Below are 17,468 nucleotides of genomic sequence, written 5' to 3' on the forward strand. Positions count from 1 at the left end.
TATTTGTTCATTTTATATACGCTTAGAAGCTAATCCAAAAACGACTTAATTCGTTCCCCATAACTCACGGACACTTTGAGTCAATTCTGTCATTTCTTGATTTAACTGTTCAACACCCGCATCTTCTAATTCTTGTAGCATATTATCCCAAAGGCCATCAAATTCAGCTGGGTCAGCTAATATGGCTTCGGTAATCCGTTGTTCTGTAATATCATCCGCACGTTGTTGGATGATTTGTAAATCAGAACCTGACGGAATAGAGAAGTTTGCGGCGGCACCGTGATTAGAAATCTCTAATTCATCTTGAGCTGGGAACCAGTCAATCCACAATTCCATACCATACGCGGCTAACGCGTCTTTTTCTGGTGCGAGTTGGCCTTCAATGACCTGTTCTTTATTGTCACGAGTAATGGATTGGCCATTTGAATCTACTGCCGCAGTTCCCCATTGTGGGAATGGATAGATATAATAGCCAACACCTGATTCTTTAGAGTAATTAGCATCTGTTTCAAGTTTTTCTCGAACCTCATCAAACATGACGCGTTCGCCGTCAACAACTTCATAGTGTTCACCTTCAACACCCCAGTTGACAAGGATTTGTGCTTCTTCTGATGCCATCCAATCTAAGAAATCAAAAGCTTCCTCTTGATGTTCTGAAGTCGAAGAAATCGCAATACCCCATCCACCAGCAAAACCATAATCTTTTAATGCTTGATGTGTTTTTGATTCATCTAATACAACTGGAAGTGGTGCGAAAGTACGGTTTTCCATGCCATCTTGAATAAGGGCACTACGCGCATCACCAATATTCCAATCTTGGTCAGCCACTGACAGCACGCGACCGGTAGATAATTTTGAAATATACGTCTCTTGTGTTTGGGTAAATGATTCTGGGTCAAGTAATCCTTTAGCATTCATACCATTTAACCATTTGAAATACGTTCTAAATTCATCTAACACGAACTTATATGTTGCTTCCCCTGTATCATTATCAATGACCCATTGGCCATCATCTGGGAATCCACCCGCAAATCCAGCTGGATTTCCGACAGTAATTAACCAGCGCCAATCAGATCCTTGAAGTGATAAAGGTATCGTTGACTGACCATTAATTTCTGGATACATGTCATGGTATTCCGAAAGTGCTGCTTCAAAGTCTTCTAATGTATCAATTTCAGGATAGCCTAATTCACGTAATACTTCTAATTGAATTTGGAATGTTCCTGATGTTTCTAATGGTTGATTTTCAACACCGTACGTTCCTACTTGATAAATACTTGGGTCATCAACGGAGTTACGTAAACGGTCAATTTGATCACCATAAAGGGCTTTTAAATTGTCACCACGCTCTTCAATCATGTCATCTAACTTAATAACACCACCAGCATCGATTAACTTACCTAAATCACCTTTAGCAAAGATTAAGTCAGGATATTCTCCACCGGCAATCATTAAAGGAATGGCTTCATCATTACCACCAACCGGATAATCCATCTCTAAATAGACACCTGTTGCCTCAGTGATTTTTTTAGCCACTGGATCGTCAAATGTCTTTTCAGCGCCATCTGAACTGAAAAATGTCAAGGTGACCGGTTCATCTGAACCATTATCTTCGGAACTATTATCGGTATTATCGTTATCACTACCGCCATCTGATGAGTCATCACCACAGGCAGCAAGTGTTAACAATCCTACCAACATCAACATAAATAAAACGGATAAATGCTTTTTCATTTCTTTAACCCTCCATTTGTTTAAATATTTATATTAATTTTCATTAATACCAACATCATTCACACATTTTAATAACGATTAAGATTTAACTGCCCCTAAAGTCAAACCGGTAACGAAGTATCGTTGTAAAAATGGATATACCATCAAAATTGGAACAGTGGCAATAATCGTAATCGCCATTTGAATTGATTGGGGATTCGTTCTACCTGCAACGTATTCAGCATTACCTGAGGTAATATCGCCACCTGACATTTGGGTGTTGTCAAGTATTTTCATTAATTCAAATTGCAGTGTTGTAAGATTCTCATTTGCTCGAGCATACAAATACGTATCAAACCAGTTGTTCCATTGACCAACGGCTAAAAATAACGACACGGTCGCGATGACCGGTAACGATAAAGGAATAATAATCTTCCAAAAAATCGTAAAGTCATGAGCCCCGTCCATTTTTGCCGATTCTGTTAACGCTATTGGAATCCCGTCCATAAAGGACCTGATGACGATGACGTTAAAGGCATTGAGTAACATCGGTAAAATATACACTAAGAAATTGTTCATTAAACCGAGTTCTCTTATCAGTAAGAATTCAGGAATTAATCCACCACTAACAAACATCGTAATGACTAAGATAAAACTAACCGGACCATTAAAAACAAAATCGCGTCGACTCAATGTGTAGGCAAGCATCGTACTTGCAAGTATGCCGGTTGCCGTACCGACAACCGTACGTAAAACAGACATACCAAATGCTCCTAGCAACCGATCATTACCATTAAAAATATATTCATAATTCGCCCACGTGAATTGTCGCGGGAAAATGTGCAAGCCACCTCGAGCTGTATCAGTCGCATCATTAAATGAAATAGCTAAGATATTAAGAAACGGATATAGCGTCACGACAACGACAACCAGCATAAAAATAAGCAATACCATGTCGAATGCGGTAAATTTTTTCTTTTTCATTTTTGCTCCTCCTCACATGTATACGGTCTCATTAGAAGACACGTCCTTCACCGATTTTCTTGGCAAATCCGTTCGCAATTAAGATTAAAATCACACTAACAACAGATTTGAAAATACCAATCGCTGTACCGAAGGAGTAGCGGAACATACCGATACCATAATTTAATGCATACAAATCGATCACAATAGCTTTATCCATCACGATATTATTCCCCAGTAGCATCTGTTTCTCAAAGCCAATATTGATCAAGTTTCCAATACTTAAAATAAGTAAGACAATGATAACAGAACGAATACTTGGTAACGTGATATGCCACATCTGACGCAAGCGAGAAGCCCCGTCCACTTTGGCTGCTTCATAAAGTTGTGGATCAATACCCGCCATAGCCGCAAAGTAAATAATCGCATTCCAACCGGTCGATTTCCACACTTCAGCTGAAGTGACAATGCCCCAGAACATCCCCGGTTTAGCCATGAAATTTATCGGATCATCTAAAATTCCAATTGAGGTTAGTAAACCATTGATTGGTCCTTCAATCGATAACATCGTCGTGACAATATTAGCAACGATGACCCATGACACAAAGTGAGGTAAATAGGAAATCGTTTGTGTTAATTTCTTGAATTTCAAGAAACGCATTTCATTTAATAATAAAGCAAAGGTAATCGCAGCTAGTGTGGTAAAAACCAGTCCTAACACACCCATCCCGATCGTATTTTCTAATGCCCTGAAGAATGTCGGTTCATTGAATAAATCTCTAAAATGTTTAAGCCCTACCCACTCATTTCCGAAAAATCCGTTTTGTGGTTTATAGTCTTGAAAGGCCATTAGCCAACCAACAACTGGAATATAACGAAAAATTATTAACCAAAGAACAAAAGGTAATGACATCGCAATCAACATTTTCTGCGACATCATTCGTTTAAAAAATGATTGTCTGTTTGATGCGACCGTTAATTTTCTTGCGTTTTTTGAAGCTGTCCCTCCTACGGTAACCGTTGTCGTATGTTTACTCATTTTTCTCTCTCCCTTACATTTAAGGTCTCGATAACTCCCTACGAATTAACTACTTATAGTGTATTAGAAATCGCTTACAACGAAAACCTAATGAATAAGTGTTAAAATCCAGTCAAAAATAGTGATGACTTCAAACGGCCTAACAAACAAGAGATAAAAACAAGTAAAAACGAGAGTACGTCGTCTCTCGTTTTCATTCATTGACTATTATTTAACTCTTCATCATGTGAACACTTATCAAGTGTAGCGCCTCATTTCTACCATTATTCATTCGAATGTATGACGCTAACCATAGCGTTGACTACTTCGTTCACTTGACTCTTTTCAATAATAAAATCATTGACACCGTCGACAAATGCCGCATAGTGTGTGGCATCATATTCACTAAAAACGACCACGACTTCTTTTATACCGTCTTCGGTATTGATTTTATATGTTAAACTTATGTCTCTTGTTGGCATCACCTCAACATTGCTTCGCTCTGTCCCTTGTAAGCCGGCAAGTGCGGTGTATTGTTTTCTAACCATGCTTGCGTCTAATGCCGCATCATTTGCGGTAAAGACGGTCGTTTTATCATCACCTTTACCTTCTGTTTCGACATGTAAGGCGTGCACGCTATCTTTTGTTGTGATCATTAATTCATCTAATGTGTCGAGTGCGATGACTTTAATGAAGCCATCATGAAACGCTTCTGACGGGGTACTAAAGACACGAACCACCTCATTTGCTAAGGTAAAGACTTGATCATCATTCTTAAACGTAGCATAATACGTGTTTTGCGAGGCTGGCTTACCGATTATCATCACCTTTTCACTGTCAGCAGATGTAAAAGCGATCGTGAAAGCACTCTCTGTTAAACCCGTTATCTCATCCGCTTTGTCTACCATGACAAGTTCTTCAAACGATAAGCTACTTAACGTTTGAACGAAAGTTTCCGTGACAGAATAAGAGGTGAATTGCGGATAATTGAAAGGCTGCTTGAGGAACCATCCTGTAATGTTTGCGAGTGACTCCGCTTCTGTAAAAGGATTTTCTCTCGTCAACTCAATCACTTCTGTTTCATTGTCAATGGTGACAGTGTCAATGGTTGATAATTCACTTAACAACGATCGATCTAAAAATGCTTCCGCATAGAACGGGAACTGCTCCACAAGGTCTCGATTCACTAAATAAATATCGCCTGTTTGATCATCGCTAACATAATAAGCGGTCTGTGCCATATTTAGTTCACCAATCGCTAACTTTTTCTCTTTTTCATCTTGTTTGATTTTCAAAGTAATCAGTGGAAAATCTAATCCGACATCTTTACGGTTAACGTTGGCTCGTTCACCTTCCCATAAACTTAAACGTTGGAGACTTTCCGTTACAATTGCTTGATCTGTCTCTTCCGCACGTCCAGCCACCGTCCAACTTCCCTCTGTTTTTTCTAGCACAAAACCTTGCTCTGTAAGAAAATTAATCGCGGTTATAGTCGTTGGTTCTTTAATAAAGCTATAGCTTTCCGTTTCTTCTGGCGTTTTTTCTGCCGGTTGATCTTGAATCGCTAAGTCTTTTTCTTTAGTCAGTTGAATAAAGAAGAGTATTGCAATAGCAATGATGATGACTACGATAAGTATAAGTCCTTTCTTTTTCATGCTTTATTTCTCCTTTCCCTGATCCTTTTGAAAACTATCTTGTAAGATTATAAACGGCTGTTTTAAATTATACATCATAAAGAAGGCAATGAAGCTCATTAAAAACAAACTTAAAATACCTGGCATGTAGTAAAAGATAATCCCAAAAGATATCAATGTTGTCGCATTAAGAACGGTCACTTTAAAAAATCGAAACACCGCATAAGTAGAGACAACAAACAAACTTTTCAGCCTGATTCAAATCGAGTTAAAATAGGAAAACCATACATCGCTATCACGATCACACCAACCATTAAGATGAGAAAGACCATCGATAAAAATGGCGCAAACAGATTAGCATAATAGAGATCGACAATTAAAATAAGTAACAGTGTTGATATAATCAGCCAGTAACTCATAGCCGTTTTAAAATTCACCCTAAAGTAGTGCCAAAAGGTTTTTGTTGGGGCGATAATTTTATCTTCAATCAACTTATCCATTGTTTTCAATAACCCCGCAAAAGCTGGACCGAATAGTAAAAGCGACACATAATATAAGAAAATATTTTTTATAGTAAATTCTGAAAAATAATAGACGAAGATAAATGGACTAATAAGCACCATAAAATAGACATTGGTGATAAAGAAACAATAGACATAGTTTGCTATCTGATAAATAAGCCGGTCCATGATATTTTGATTCATGATGTCAATCCCTTTCTAAAGATAACTGATATTCTTTCGGACTTTTGCCAACATGCTTTTTAAACTTTTTATAAAAATAATCCATATTGTTAAAGCCGACAGCTTCTGATACTTGATAGATTTTAATGGTTCGATTTGTTAGGAGTTGTTTAGCTTTTTCTATACGGAATCGTTCCAAATAGACATGAAAGTAGTCTCCTGTATATTTTTTAAATTTCTTACCGAGGTAAGAACTATTGTAACTAAACATTTCAGCCAGCACTTTTAAACTCAAATCCTTGGCGTAATAGTGATGGACATACGCGACCACTTTCTCCATATCATCATCAGCATTAAATTGAAAGCCGGTCATCTGGTTAGACATCGCCCATATTTCTTCTATCAACTCATCTAACAAATCAAATAAATGATCCGCATCGACGATAATTTCATACCATTCATTTTTTGATGTCATGGTTACTTCAGGATACTGTTCTTTAACTTTATCAGTGAGGTGTAAAACAAACTCAAACATCCGCTGTTCTACACGATCTTTCGTCACGCTGTTTGTTTGAAAGTAGTGAATAAAATCTTCTTTGACACTTGAAAGAATCACTTTATCTTTAAATTCTAACGCATGAATAACCCGTTGAATAAAGGCGTGTATATTCAGTGGTTGCTCTTGTTCATGATTACTTTTAAGAACGTGCTTGGTCGTGTATACAACTTGTGATGGAAGGACATAAATGACTTGCTCTGCGTCTTGAATCGTTTGAACTTCGGAAGACAGTTTGTGGATATCATCAACCGGTTCAGATAAAATCGCGTAAGCCTGTTCATCAATTAGTTTTTTAATTAAGACGACCGCTTGTTTAAAATCATCTTTCGTATCGTCTGTGGCACTTGGAAAAACTAAGTAACTGAGATAATCCTTAAATATCACAAAAGACTTCGTAATTTTATGTTCTTCAAATAAAGTTTTCAAGCGCCGCCGACTTAATGCTTTACGAAAGAAAATAGCGCCGATTAAAAATGGTCCTGGTATCGTCTTTAATTCACTATGACCTAACCAATCATTCGTTCGGCCATCAATAACGGCTCGCCACGCTTCATGAATGGATTGTTCTTTGAATTGAGAAATTTGTGAATGGATTTGTTCCTCTTGTTTAATATTTTCTTTCATCTCTAACAAACAGTCGACTAATTCATCTTCATCAATGGGCTTGAGTAGATACGCATCGACACCTAACTTAATTGATTCTTTGGCATAATCAAAATTCGAATAACCTGATAAAATGATAAATCGACCGTCATATCCTGCTGCTTTTGCTTCCGTTACTAATTCAAGCCCGGTCATTCCAGGCATCTTAATATCGACAAAGACGACATCTGGGCGGTGTTTAATAATGGCCTTTAGGCCTTCTCTCGCATGGCCATAATCCCCTTCAACTGAAAAACCAAGAGCTTCCCAGTCAATCACATGACGCATGCCCTCTCGAATAATCGGTTCGTCGTCGATAAACATGACTTTATACATCTTAACTACCTCCCCAAACCTTACGTTAATCTCTTTTTGGCAACCGTAACGTCATTGTTGTGCCTACGTTTTTAGTGCTCTCAATCGTCAATCCATAATCTTGACCATAATACAGCATCATCCGTTGATGAACATTTCGAATCCCAATTCGTCGACCATTTAAATGGTCTGTCACGGTTAAGCCCTGCCTTACCTCTAATAGCCGTTTCGTTGTCATTCCCACACCGTTATCAGTGACAGCGATGATGATATCGTCTTCTTGTTCTCTAACTGTAAGTGTCAGATGTCCACGTTGTTCTTTTGGTTCAAGTCCATGAACGATCGCATTTTCTACAATGGGTTGGATCAACAATGGGAATACTTTATAATCATCTAACCCCGGGTCGACTGCTATCGTGTAACTAAAATGATCGCCAAAGCGCATCGCTTGAATCTCTAAATAATTTTCTATTAAATTCAGTTCATCCTTCAGCGCTACAGGACGATCGGTTCTTTCCAATGCTTGACGCATCATTTTACTTAACTTTTTGATTAACGTGGCGACATCTGGATCTTTATTTACGAGGGCTTTCATCCGAATCATCTCTAATGTGTTATATAAGAAATGCGGGTTAATCTGACTAGACAACATCTTAAACTCAGATTCTTTCTGTTGACGGTACCAACGTTCTTCTTTTATTTTATGGATATACACTTCATCAATGAGTTTTTGTAGACTTTGCGATGTCTCATAAAGCTCATCATACGCCTCGCCTATTTCATCTGTTCCGACCATCTTTGGTTCAATGTTAAATTGACCACGAGCGACACGTCCCATTGCACTTTTCAATGTGTTAATTCTCGTGTTAAATGTCCGAATGAACACTCTAAAGCCAATCAAGGAGACAATAAGTACACCGATAATAATCAGATAACCTTGCAAGAAAATTTGATTTGGTTGGGCCATTAACATCTCTAACGGGATGATTGAAGCCAGTTGTAAATCGTTTTGGAGTGACTTTTCAGGCTTTAGACGGCGAACATTTATCTTTACATCTTCTCCTTCATACATATCATCAAATAACAACGTTTGATCTAATTCTTCGTCAGTGAAACCGGACAGAAACGTTGGTTTCATAAATTGTTTTTCTGAATCACTCGCATACACAATCGTATCATTATCTAAAATGATATACGTGTCATGAATCTCGCTATTAATCATCCGTCTTAATTTATCCATTGACACATAGATATTGACCACGCCTAAGTATTGATTTTCTGTCCCATACACGGCTCGGGTTAAGGTAAGATATCGCTCTTTTGTCCAGTGTTCTTCTTTAATGAGCCAACTGATCCGTCCTTGTTTTTCTTTGGCTTCTTGATACCAATCGGTTTGTTCAATTGCCTCATCAACGGAAATAAAGTATGAGTTTGAAATCATGGAACGTTCCATAAAGAATTGAATATTCTCAATCTCCTCGTAAAATTCTAAAAAATTATCAAAAACCGGATAGTTTGCATAGGCTTGATATACTTCAAAGTTAGAATCGTACGTCTCTGTTAAAAGCGATTCAATCCCTTTATCCAAATAAACAAGATCTGATGCTTGTGTCACACGATTGATCGCATTTTCGAGTTGTAATTCTACTTTTTCTAAGTTTGCCTCTGCTTCAAAAATGGCATTGTTCACAACAACGTCTCTGACACTAATATTTAAATAAAGGCCAACTAAAATAAGAGGGAAAGCTGTGGCAATTAAATAACCCCCCATGAGTTTTTTACTGATTTTCAGATTGAGTAACAGCTCTTTTAGCCTTCTCATCCGTTGACCTCCTTTCCTTTACAACTCAATTTCGATAATGACTGGTTGGTCTTTGTTTAATTCAGCAACATAACCATTAGCTAAATGGTTATGTATCTTTGCCTTTGGATATAGCGGTAATTTAAATTGTACCGCTTGTCTCACTCGACTTACAAGCGATAATTTGACGCGTTTTTCTATTAAATCCCACTTTAAGTTTAACACTTCCATCATATCTGGTAGCTGTAAGCCTTGGATTTCACCCGCTTCAATATCTGTCGGTAAGGCTTGTAATAGATAGAGCGTGTGATGATGATAATCAGCCAACATTTCATGAATCACTTGCGGGAAAGCACCATTTCCATCAACATTAAATACTTCCCGGTTGTTATAGTGACTCATCATTAATGACGGATAAAAACAATCATGATTAATTAACATCATAAAAATATCCTTAATCATATCTGGCAAATGAAATTGCGTTGCTAGAAGCGCGCTATGCATTCTTCCATGTGTCGATGTCGTATCACCCTCATCACTATCTAACCAGGCTTCTCTTCTTTTATCAAAGGCTATTCGCGCGGCTTTAAAAAGTTCGGGTGCCGTTTCTTCGGTAAACTCACGGCTTTGAAAAATGGGATAAAGATGAGAAAAATGACGATGATTATAGTTTTCTTCCTTTTCATTTGGTAACCATTCTTTTAAAGCACCCGCTTCATTGATCCGATAAGCTGGTAGTTTTTCTTTCATATGTGTGAGAGTTTCTATTTTTTTCTCATCGACATCTAACACGTGATAACTCGCAATTAAATTCGTCAATACTTCTTTTAATACCGCAATATCTTGCGTGGCATTATCCGCACAACCATTTTCAGCAGAGTAAGACGGACTAAAGCGATAGGTGCCGTCTGGGTCCTCTATGAGAAAATCTTGGAAAAATAAGACGACTTCTTCTAAATACGGAACACATCTATGTTTAAGAAACTGGGTATCCTGTGTATACCGGTAGTATTGATAATACCAGTGACCTAACCAACCAGCACCTGCGGTATAAAATAAGAGTGGCCAGTCTTTATTCCAATGAATGTGATGACCATGTGAACTCGCGTGGATGGATGAAAAAATCCCGCGACAACCATAGTATCTTCGAGCATTTTCTCTAAAGTCCGGTAGTAACGAATCAATTAAGTCAAAGAACCCAAACAAACCTTCTTCAAAATGTCCCGATAATGCTTGAGCAATCGATAGTTGGACATTCGTATCAAACGTATAATCACCACTCCATGCCGGTGAAAATGTTCCGCTCCAAATCCCTTGAAGATTGGGTGTCACTTGACCAGAAGAAGCGATATACATATAGCGACTGGCATCATATATTTTTTCAAGCAGCGTAAGGGGTAATGTTTGTTTATTTTGCGCATCAACCATTAAAGCCGTGAAACTGTCATCTATTTTCTTATCTTTCTTCAATGTTAATTGTACGCGGTCAAATAACTCTTGATGGATGGCACGATGTCGACTCAATAACCAGTGGTAATCGGTAATCTTTTCACATAATGGCGGTGACATTAGTGTTGGTTCAATTCTAAATAGAAACACGATTTCTTTCGTATCGGAGATACGCATATGGTTACCCTTTGTTGCAACTTTTCCACCGTGTGTCTCGAACTGTCCATTCACTGTATAACCACCCTCTTTAAAGGTGTAGTTATAGTGCCATTTAAACTGATTATTTTGGAAGAAGAAGGCACCAGAGAGTTCTTCTTTGTCATAGATTGTTGGTATCATCGTCACATCAAGCAAACCATCTAAATTTCTTACTCTATATACGATAAGATCGTCTCGACGTGAAACAAAGGATTGGGTGACGATTCTTTCTTCTCGATGTTCATAGGTTACGGTTGCTTCACCTGTTTGATAATTTAACTGACGTCGATAGGCCTTTGGTTCTTCCTCGTGATGAAAATCAAAGGAACATTCAAAACTTGGCACGTAAGGGTTTGACATCGTTAACCCTTGATACCCTCGTCTGAGTGCCTCTTTTTCGTAACGTTCAATCGCTTGGTCATAGCCAAATAATTGAATATCCAAACGCAGCTGTCCAAATAAATCAGACAAGTCAGGTACCGGTTGTTGGTTTTTCGTTGGTAAAAACAGTTGACCATGATTGCCAATGACGGTATCTCTTTCCGGGTCACCAAACACAATCATCCCCATCTTACCATTACCTAAGACAAGGCCTTCCTCCCAGTTGTTGGCTGGTTGGTCATGCCAAATACCTTTCGTTGGTTTTTCTATAAAAGTCATAAACGTCTTCCTCCTTCTTCAATTTTCCATTTTATGAGTGTCACTGGTAGATCAGTAGTCATCGTTAAGGTCGCATCGACTATATCCATTGATCCTTGATAGTACAGGATTGTATAGCCTTCTAATCGTTGACTGTCTATAAGTGTTAGAGAATGGCTATTAAGTTGAACATCAAGCTGATGCTCTACATGATTGTGTATCGTTAAGGCTAACGTATCTTTAGGTCCCATTGACACACCACCATAATGAAAGGCACCTGAAGAATCAACCTTCACGACGGTCTGTTCTAACTCGTCACGGTCTAAATGTAACAGATCGCCACTAGCTAATTGGTAGTCATCAAACGTTTCTGCGAAGTACACGTGATTTTTTTGTCTTTCAGCTAACTTTTGACCTGGCAACGTCAATGGGCTCGAGCGGTAAAAAATATCTCTCGAAGAAAATCCCAATGCGACTTGAATCGTATCTGAAATAAGTCGCATCTCTCGACAACGTGGATCAAATTGATGAAAGGCTTCTTCATTTATTTCAAATGAGACAACACGCTGCTCAAATGGTTCAAGCATGATTTTCTCAAAACCAATGAGCTGTTTTTTCGGTCGTTGTTGTTGTGATTTTATTGTACGGGCATAAACTTGGCACACATCCGTCACCGCCAAATCATGAGGATTGCTGAAAGTCACATCAATCTCTAGACCACTTGTTAACAGGCCAGCTGCTTTCACTTTCACATCTTCAACTGTCAATGAGTGATAAGTTAAACCGTGACCAAACGGGTATAAGACGGCATCTTGAAAATATAAATACGTTCGATTATTTCTAATTATGTCATAATTCGTAAGAGATGGTAAGTCTGTTTCGGATTGATACCACGTCATAGATAATTTTCCTGTAGGAGAAACATCCCCTGCGATCACCTTAGCTATGCTCTCACCGAGTACTTCTGAGCCATGTGCAGAATAAAGAATCGCTTGTGGTCGGTGATTTTTAAAAGTAAACGCATAGGGATAACTGGCGATAATCATTAAAATGACCTGTTTATTTTGCCTTAAAACAGCTTCTATTAATTGTTGTTGGTGCTCAGGTAAAGCGAGTGTCCGCCGGTCTTCTGTTTCTCGACCATTAATCATCGGATGATTCCCTACACAAAGCACCACCGTTTCTACTTCTCGGGCCATTTGCTCGACTTCTTTTACACCTGAAATGACAATTTCAAGGTGACAACTCCCTAGATTATCACTTGATTCAATTAGGTGATGTTGTGCGACGTCGAGTGGTTTGTGATGACGTGAAGTTAATACCCTTGAGCCATTCTTTTCGTTTATAACGAGCTTCTCATTCACAAACCAACTAAAAACTTCATCGGCCGTTAGCTCAAAACGTTGAGCCTCGGTGTTAAGGGTTAAGTATTTCTTCATGACTGGTTCATATAATACATGAACATCTTCCCCGAAATTTTCATCAATAAATCTTGTGGCGTCACTTTTATCAACAATGGTCACTTTTCTACTATCTATAAATTTTATATAACCGGTCCCAGACGCTATCACGACTGTATCAAACCCATCAGCCATGTGTACTTGACTTTCTTTAAAGCGGGAGTTTATCCCGTCTAGCGGTGTGACTGGTGAGTCAATCACACCGGTATACCAATCTCTCATCACCTGATTAGCCATTGGGCCGGCGACAAGGAGAGAGGCCGGTTGTTTTCTAAGGGGTAAATAGTCTTGATTTTCTAATAATACGATTGATTCATCCGTGACTTGGCGTAATAATGAACGATGTTTTTCACGCGCTTCCTTAACCGATACGTAAGAATTATAAGGATCAATCTGATTGAGTTGACCAAGCAGCATTCTAATACGTAGCGTGCGACGGACAGCTGAAGATATATCAAATCGATTAATTAAACCTTCCGCTAAGGCTTCTCTTGCGGCCGTTTCAACTAGAGTTTTATCATCTACAAAACAGTCAATGCCCTTTTTCAGACTATCAGCAAGGGCTTCCTTGTACGTGTCATAATAGTGATAGTCTGTCACATTAAGCGTTAATGCCCCACCATCGCTGACAATATAGCCGTCCATTTGATATTGTTGTCTTACTATTTGGTTAATATCAGCGTGTTGCATTGCGGGTATACCGTTGATACCATTATAAGCTGTCATCATGGACGTTGCTTTAGCCCTTGTGAAAGCGGCTTTAAATGGTTGTAGATAATATTCATATTTATTTCGTAAATCAACACTGTTTGACGTTGACTCTCTTTTTTCTTCGTTATTATTTGCATAGAAGTGTTTCGGCGCGGCGGCCATTTGAAGACAAGCGGGATCTTCTCCCTGCATGCCTTCGATGATCGCCACTCCTAATGTTGCCGTTAGTAATGGATCTTCGCCGTATCCTTCTTCCGTTCTTCCCCAACGCGGATCGCGCTCTAAGTCAATCGTTGGTGTCCAAAGCGTTAATCCGGTTGATTTATTTTTAACGTGATAAAAACTACGTGCTTCGATTCCTATCGCATTTCCAACGCGTTTAATGAGCGCTGGATGCCATGTTTGGGACAATCCAATGGGTTGGGGGAAAACAGTAAAAGCTAAGCCCTCACGGTCAACAATGCCATGAGCCGCCTCACCACCAATGTGATATTCAGGGATATTCAAGCGTGTAATGGGACTTTGATGAGTGGAGAGTAGTGAAATTAATTCTTCACATGTCAAAGACGCCATCAAATCATCAAGTCTTTTTTCAATCACTAATGAGCGATTGTTCAAAGTTTCAGGCATAAGAATGCCTCCTTTATCATGATTTGACAACGGTTACATTTTAGGAGGAATATAAAGTTATTCGTAGGTTAATTGTAGGTACTTCAAATTATACCAACCATCTTTTTGTTTGTCTATATGTTGGACAAAGTTAATGCACCAAATAACCTTATATGGTACAGTTAAGAAAGAATAAATTTTTCAAAATAGAGAGTGAGTGTCTAATATGAGTCGAACGTGGAATCAATATATTGTCAAACAAGAAAATAAAGCGTTAGTATTAAAAACGATCATTGAACATACGCCTATTTCACGCGCAAAGGTAGCTCAAGTAACAGGCTTAAATAAGGGGACGGTCTCATCCTTAGTAAGTGAATTAATTGATGAGCATTTTGTCATGGAGTCAGGTCCTGGTGAATCAAGTGGTGGACGGCGTCCAGTCATGTTGTTATTTAATCAGGCAGCTGGATATACAATCGCCTTAGATTTGGGTGTCGGTTATATCGATGCTGCACTTACCGATTTGAATGGTGAGATTATGGTAAAAAAACATGCTAAAATGCATGAACGTCAATTTGATACAGTGTTTGAGCACATTGTATCAACCATTCATACACTGATGAAAGAAATGAAAAAAAGTCCGTACGGACTTGTCGGTATTGGCATGGGTGTACCAGGCGTCGTTAATCATGAGGCGAGATCCTTTTAGCACCGAATTTAAATTGGAAAAATATTCAGTTAAAACAAGCATTGAATGATGTTTTTGATGTTCCCGTCATTGTTGAGAACGAAGCAAATGCAGCCGCTTACGGTGAGATGCGCTTCGGCTTTAAAACACCACCAAAACATATGCTGTATTTAAGTGTAGGGATGGGGATTGGTATGGGTATGGTGCTTGATCAAAAACTTTATACCGGTTTGAACGGTTTCGCCGGTGAAATGGGGCACATTACTATTGTTAAAGACGGGATAAATTGTCGTTGTGGCAATGCTGGTTGTTTTGAGCGCTACGCCTCAGAACAAGCTCTATTAGAACAAGCGATTAAGCGAGGACTTGTCACCGGAAATGAAGAAGCCTCTGTGGATTTACTGATTCAAAAAGCTACTGAGAATAATGAAGCCGTTATTGCTTTATTTAAAGAGATAGGTGAGTATATCGCGATTGGTATTACGACGATGATTAATTTATTTAATCCTGAACAAATCTTAATTGGTAATCAATTGAGCAAGCTCCAACCATGGATTAAAGAAGATATTCAAGCATACGTCTATTCTCATGCGATTGGGTTTCATTCTAAAAAAGTGACCGTTGACTTTACTTCACCGAATCACTTATCAACAATTAAAGGCATGGCTTCTTTTACCATTGAAAACTTCTTGCTTTCTATCAAACAAACGGAAGAGTAATGATAGGTGGCATATTCTTTGTCAATACCATTTGACAAAGAATCAATATAAGAATCAAAAAAGAGACAGTCAACAATAGACCGTCTCTTTCGTTTATATACGTTTTAATTTAACTGTTTTAATTTGGTTCAATTAAGCCGTAGCGACCATCGTGACGACGATACACAACGTTTGTGTCTCCTGATTCAGCGTTAGTGAATACGTAGAAACTGTGTCCTAACATATCCATTTGTAAAACAGCTTCTTCAGAATCCATTGGTTTAAGATCAAATCGCTTCGTACGAACGATTTCAACGCCTTCTTCATCATCATACTCTTCAAGTTCACTTGCTAACAAATCTTTTTCCATCTCAGCAAAGATATGTTTAGGTGCACCTTTAGCACGCGTTTTTCTGTTGATTTTAGTTTTGTATTTACGGATTTGACGCTCTAACTTATCTACAACTAAATCAATCGCCGCATATAAGTCGGTGTTCTTTTCCTCTGCTCTTAGTAACAGGTTTGGCATTGGAATGGTAACCTCAATCTCTTGTTCGTCATTATAGACACTTAAATTGACATTCACATCTGATGTTGGAGGTGTTTCGAAATAGCGTTCTAATTTACTAATCTTTTTCTCGATGTAAGTTTTTATTGCGCCAGTCACCTCAATATTTTCTCCTCGAATGTTGTATTTCATGTAAGTGTCCTCCTTTCTATATCTATACTTCATAAATACCCCTGTCCAAAATTTTATAAACATGAAATGTAAAAGTTTTTTAAAGTTTTTAAAATACTTTCAGAAACCCTTATATCTCTTCACTTTCATGACATTACATTTTTATCCATAATTAACCGAATAAAAAACCTTGTCCAATTTATAACTAGACAAGGCTTAAATTATCAAATATTTCCAACTATTTTTTCTTATCCCAATAGGTACCATCAACCGTAGCCACATTTTGATAAGGGTTTAAATATTGTTGATTAGATGTTTTTTGTTTCTTAGCTTGACGCATGTCATTTTTAATCGACTGAAACACATGATTTAGCACCTCTTGCATCTCTTTATCATGATTTAAAATGCGTAATAGCTGCTGTTTTTCTTTATCTAAATAAGGACTTGATAATTGATCTATAAGTAACTGACGCTCATCTAAATGCTTATTTACAAGGTGAATTAAATCTTCTTTATTCTTCTTCTTGGACTGCTCTTCTAACTTTTCTTTAAACGTCTTAGTGAATTGTTCAAGTTCATCTAATCTCGACATTATGCTTTTGCACCTTGTGAGTACTGCATCGTTTTAGCTTGTTTCATAACTTCTTTCCAAGTATTTCTGAACTCTTCCACTAAAGCATAAGCCTCCATTAATATCTCAGGATCATTTTTAATATTCGCATCAATTAAACGACGATTAATAAACTCGTATAGTGGTAAGATATCTTTTGCGATTGGCGCATTATGATCAAGTGTAATAATCAACTCGCTAATAATATCTTGTGCCCGTTGAATATAGTTGTTTTTCGCAGGAATATCTTTTTCTTCCATCGCTTTTTTCGCCTGCTTCATAAACTTTAAACACCCGTTATATAACATGAGCGTTAATTCTTGTGGTGTTGCGGTATTTACCGCGTTTGTTTTGTAGGCTTGATGTTGCTGCATCATATAATTATGACATCCTCTCTAT

The 17,468-nt window shown here is 38.1% G+C and carries 14 protein-coding genes; 2 read left to right on the forward strand and 12 right to left on the reverse strand.

Annotation, left to right across the window (positions count from 1 at the left end):
- Positions 1–45: 45 nt before the first annotated feature.
- The 9 genes from JCM19043_RS10695 to JCM19043_RS10735 form a co-directional block, all read right to left on the reverse strand.
- Positions 46–1,734: an ABC transporter substrate-binding protein gene (locus JCM19043_RS10695; RefSeq protein WP_062322414.1), complete on the reverse strand. Its 1,689-nt coding sequence runs from the start codon at positions 1,732–1,734 to the stop codon at positions 46–48.
- A gap of 78 nt (positions 1,735–1,812) precedes the next feature.
- Complete coding sequence (locus JCM19043_RS10700) at positions 1,813–2,697, reverse strand: carbohydrate ABC transporter permease (RefSeq protein ID WP_062322416.1); 885 nt, start codon at positions 2,695–2,697, stop codon at positions 1,813–1,815.
- A gap of 31 nt (positions 2,698–2,728) precedes the next feature.
- On the reverse strand, positions 2,729–3,715 hold the full coding sequence (locus tag JCM19043_RS10705; protein ID WP_062322418.1) for a sugar ABC transporter permease: 987 nt from the start codon (positions 3,713–3,715) through the stop codon (positions 2,729–2,731).
- Positions 3,716–3,978: 263 nt separating this feature from the next.
- A complete protein-coding gene (locus JCM19043_RS10710; protein WP_062322421.1) occupies positions 3,979–5,349 on the reverse strand; it encodes a DUF4340 domain-containing protein in 1,371 nt (456 codons plus the stop codon).
- 227 nt (positions 5,350–5,576) lie between these two features.
- Entirely contained in the window at positions 5,577–6,032 is a 456-nt protein-coding gene (locus JCM19043_RS10715) for a DUF624 domain-containing protein (protein WP_231631510.1), read from the reverse strand.
- 4 nt (positions 6,033–6,036) lie between these two features.
- On the reverse strand, positions 6,037–7,548 hold the full coding sequence (locus tag JCM19043_RS10720) for a response regulator transcription factor (protein WP_062322423.1): 1,512 nt from the start codon (positions 7,546–7,548) through the stop codon (positions 6,037–6,039).
- Positions 7,549–7,573: 25 nt separating this feature from the next.
- A complete protein-coding gene (locus JCM19043_RS10725) occupies positions 7,574–9,349 on the reverse strand; it encodes a sensor histidine kinase (protein ID WP_062322425.1) in 1,776 nt (591 codons plus the stop codon).
- Between the two features lie 18 nt (positions 9,350–9,367).
- Positions 9,368–11,635: a glycoside hydrolase N-terminal domain-containing protein gene (locus JCM19043_RS10730; protein ID WP_062322427.1), complete on the reverse strand. Its 2,268-nt coding sequence runs from the start codon at positions 11,633–11,635 to the stop codon at positions 9,368–9,370.
- Entirely contained in the window at positions 11,632–14,415 is a 2,784-nt protein-coding gene (locus JCM19043_RS10735; RefSeq protein WP_062322429.1) for a glycoside hydrolase family 3 protein, read from the reverse strand. Before JCM19043_RS10735 ends, JCM19043_RS10730 begins: the two co-directional genes overlap by 4 nt.
- Positions 14,416–14,620: 205 nt before the next feature.
- Between JCM19043_RS10735 and JCM19043_RS18900 the strand changes: the two genes are divergently transcribed.
- Entirely contained in the window at positions 14,621–15,103 is a 483-nt protein-coding gene (locus tag JCM19043_RS18900; RefSeq protein WP_369813848.1) for an ROK family protein, read from the forward strand.
- Positions 15,104–15,144: 41 nt separating this feature from the next.
- The gene (locus tag JCM19043_RS18905) at positions 15,145–15,801 is read left to right on the forward strand and encodes an ROK family protein (RefSeq protein ID WP_369813849.1); all 657 of its coding nucleotides are present in this window, start codon (positions 15,145–15,147) and stop codon (positions 15,799–15,801) included.
- A gap of 118 nt (positions 15,802–15,919) precedes the next feature.
- Here the strand turns inward: JCM19043_RS18905 and hpf are convergent, their stop codons facing one another.
- From hpf to fliS, 3 genes are all read right to left on the reverse strand, one after another.
- On the reverse strand, positions 15,920–16,480 hold the full coding sequence (hpf, locus tag JCM19043_RS10745) for a ribosome hibernation-promoting factor, HPF/YfiA family (RefSeq protein WP_062322431.1): 561 nt from the start codon (positions 16,478–16,480) through the stop codon (positions 15,920–15,922).
- Positions 16,481–16,697: 217 nt separating this feature from the next.
- A complete protein-coding gene (locus tag JCM19043_RS10750; RefSeq protein ID WP_062322433.1) occupies positions 16,698–17,051 on the reverse strand; it encodes a flagellar protein FliT in 354 nt (117 codons plus the stop codon).
- Positions 17,051–17,443, reverse strand: coding sequence for a flagellar export chaperone FliS (gene fliS, locus JCM19043_RS10755; protein WP_307725279.1), 393 nt, complete (start codon positions 17,441–17,443; stop codon positions 17,051–17,053). Before fliS ends, JCM19043_RS10750 begins: the two co-directional genes overlap by 1 nt.
- Positions 17,444–17,468: the final 25 nt, after the last annotated feature.

The sequence above is a fragment of the Halolactibacillus sp. JCM 19043 genome, assembly GCF_001310395.1.
GTDB lineage: Bacteria > Bacillota > Bacilli > Bacillales > Amphibacillaceae > Halolactibacillus > Halolactibacillus miurensis.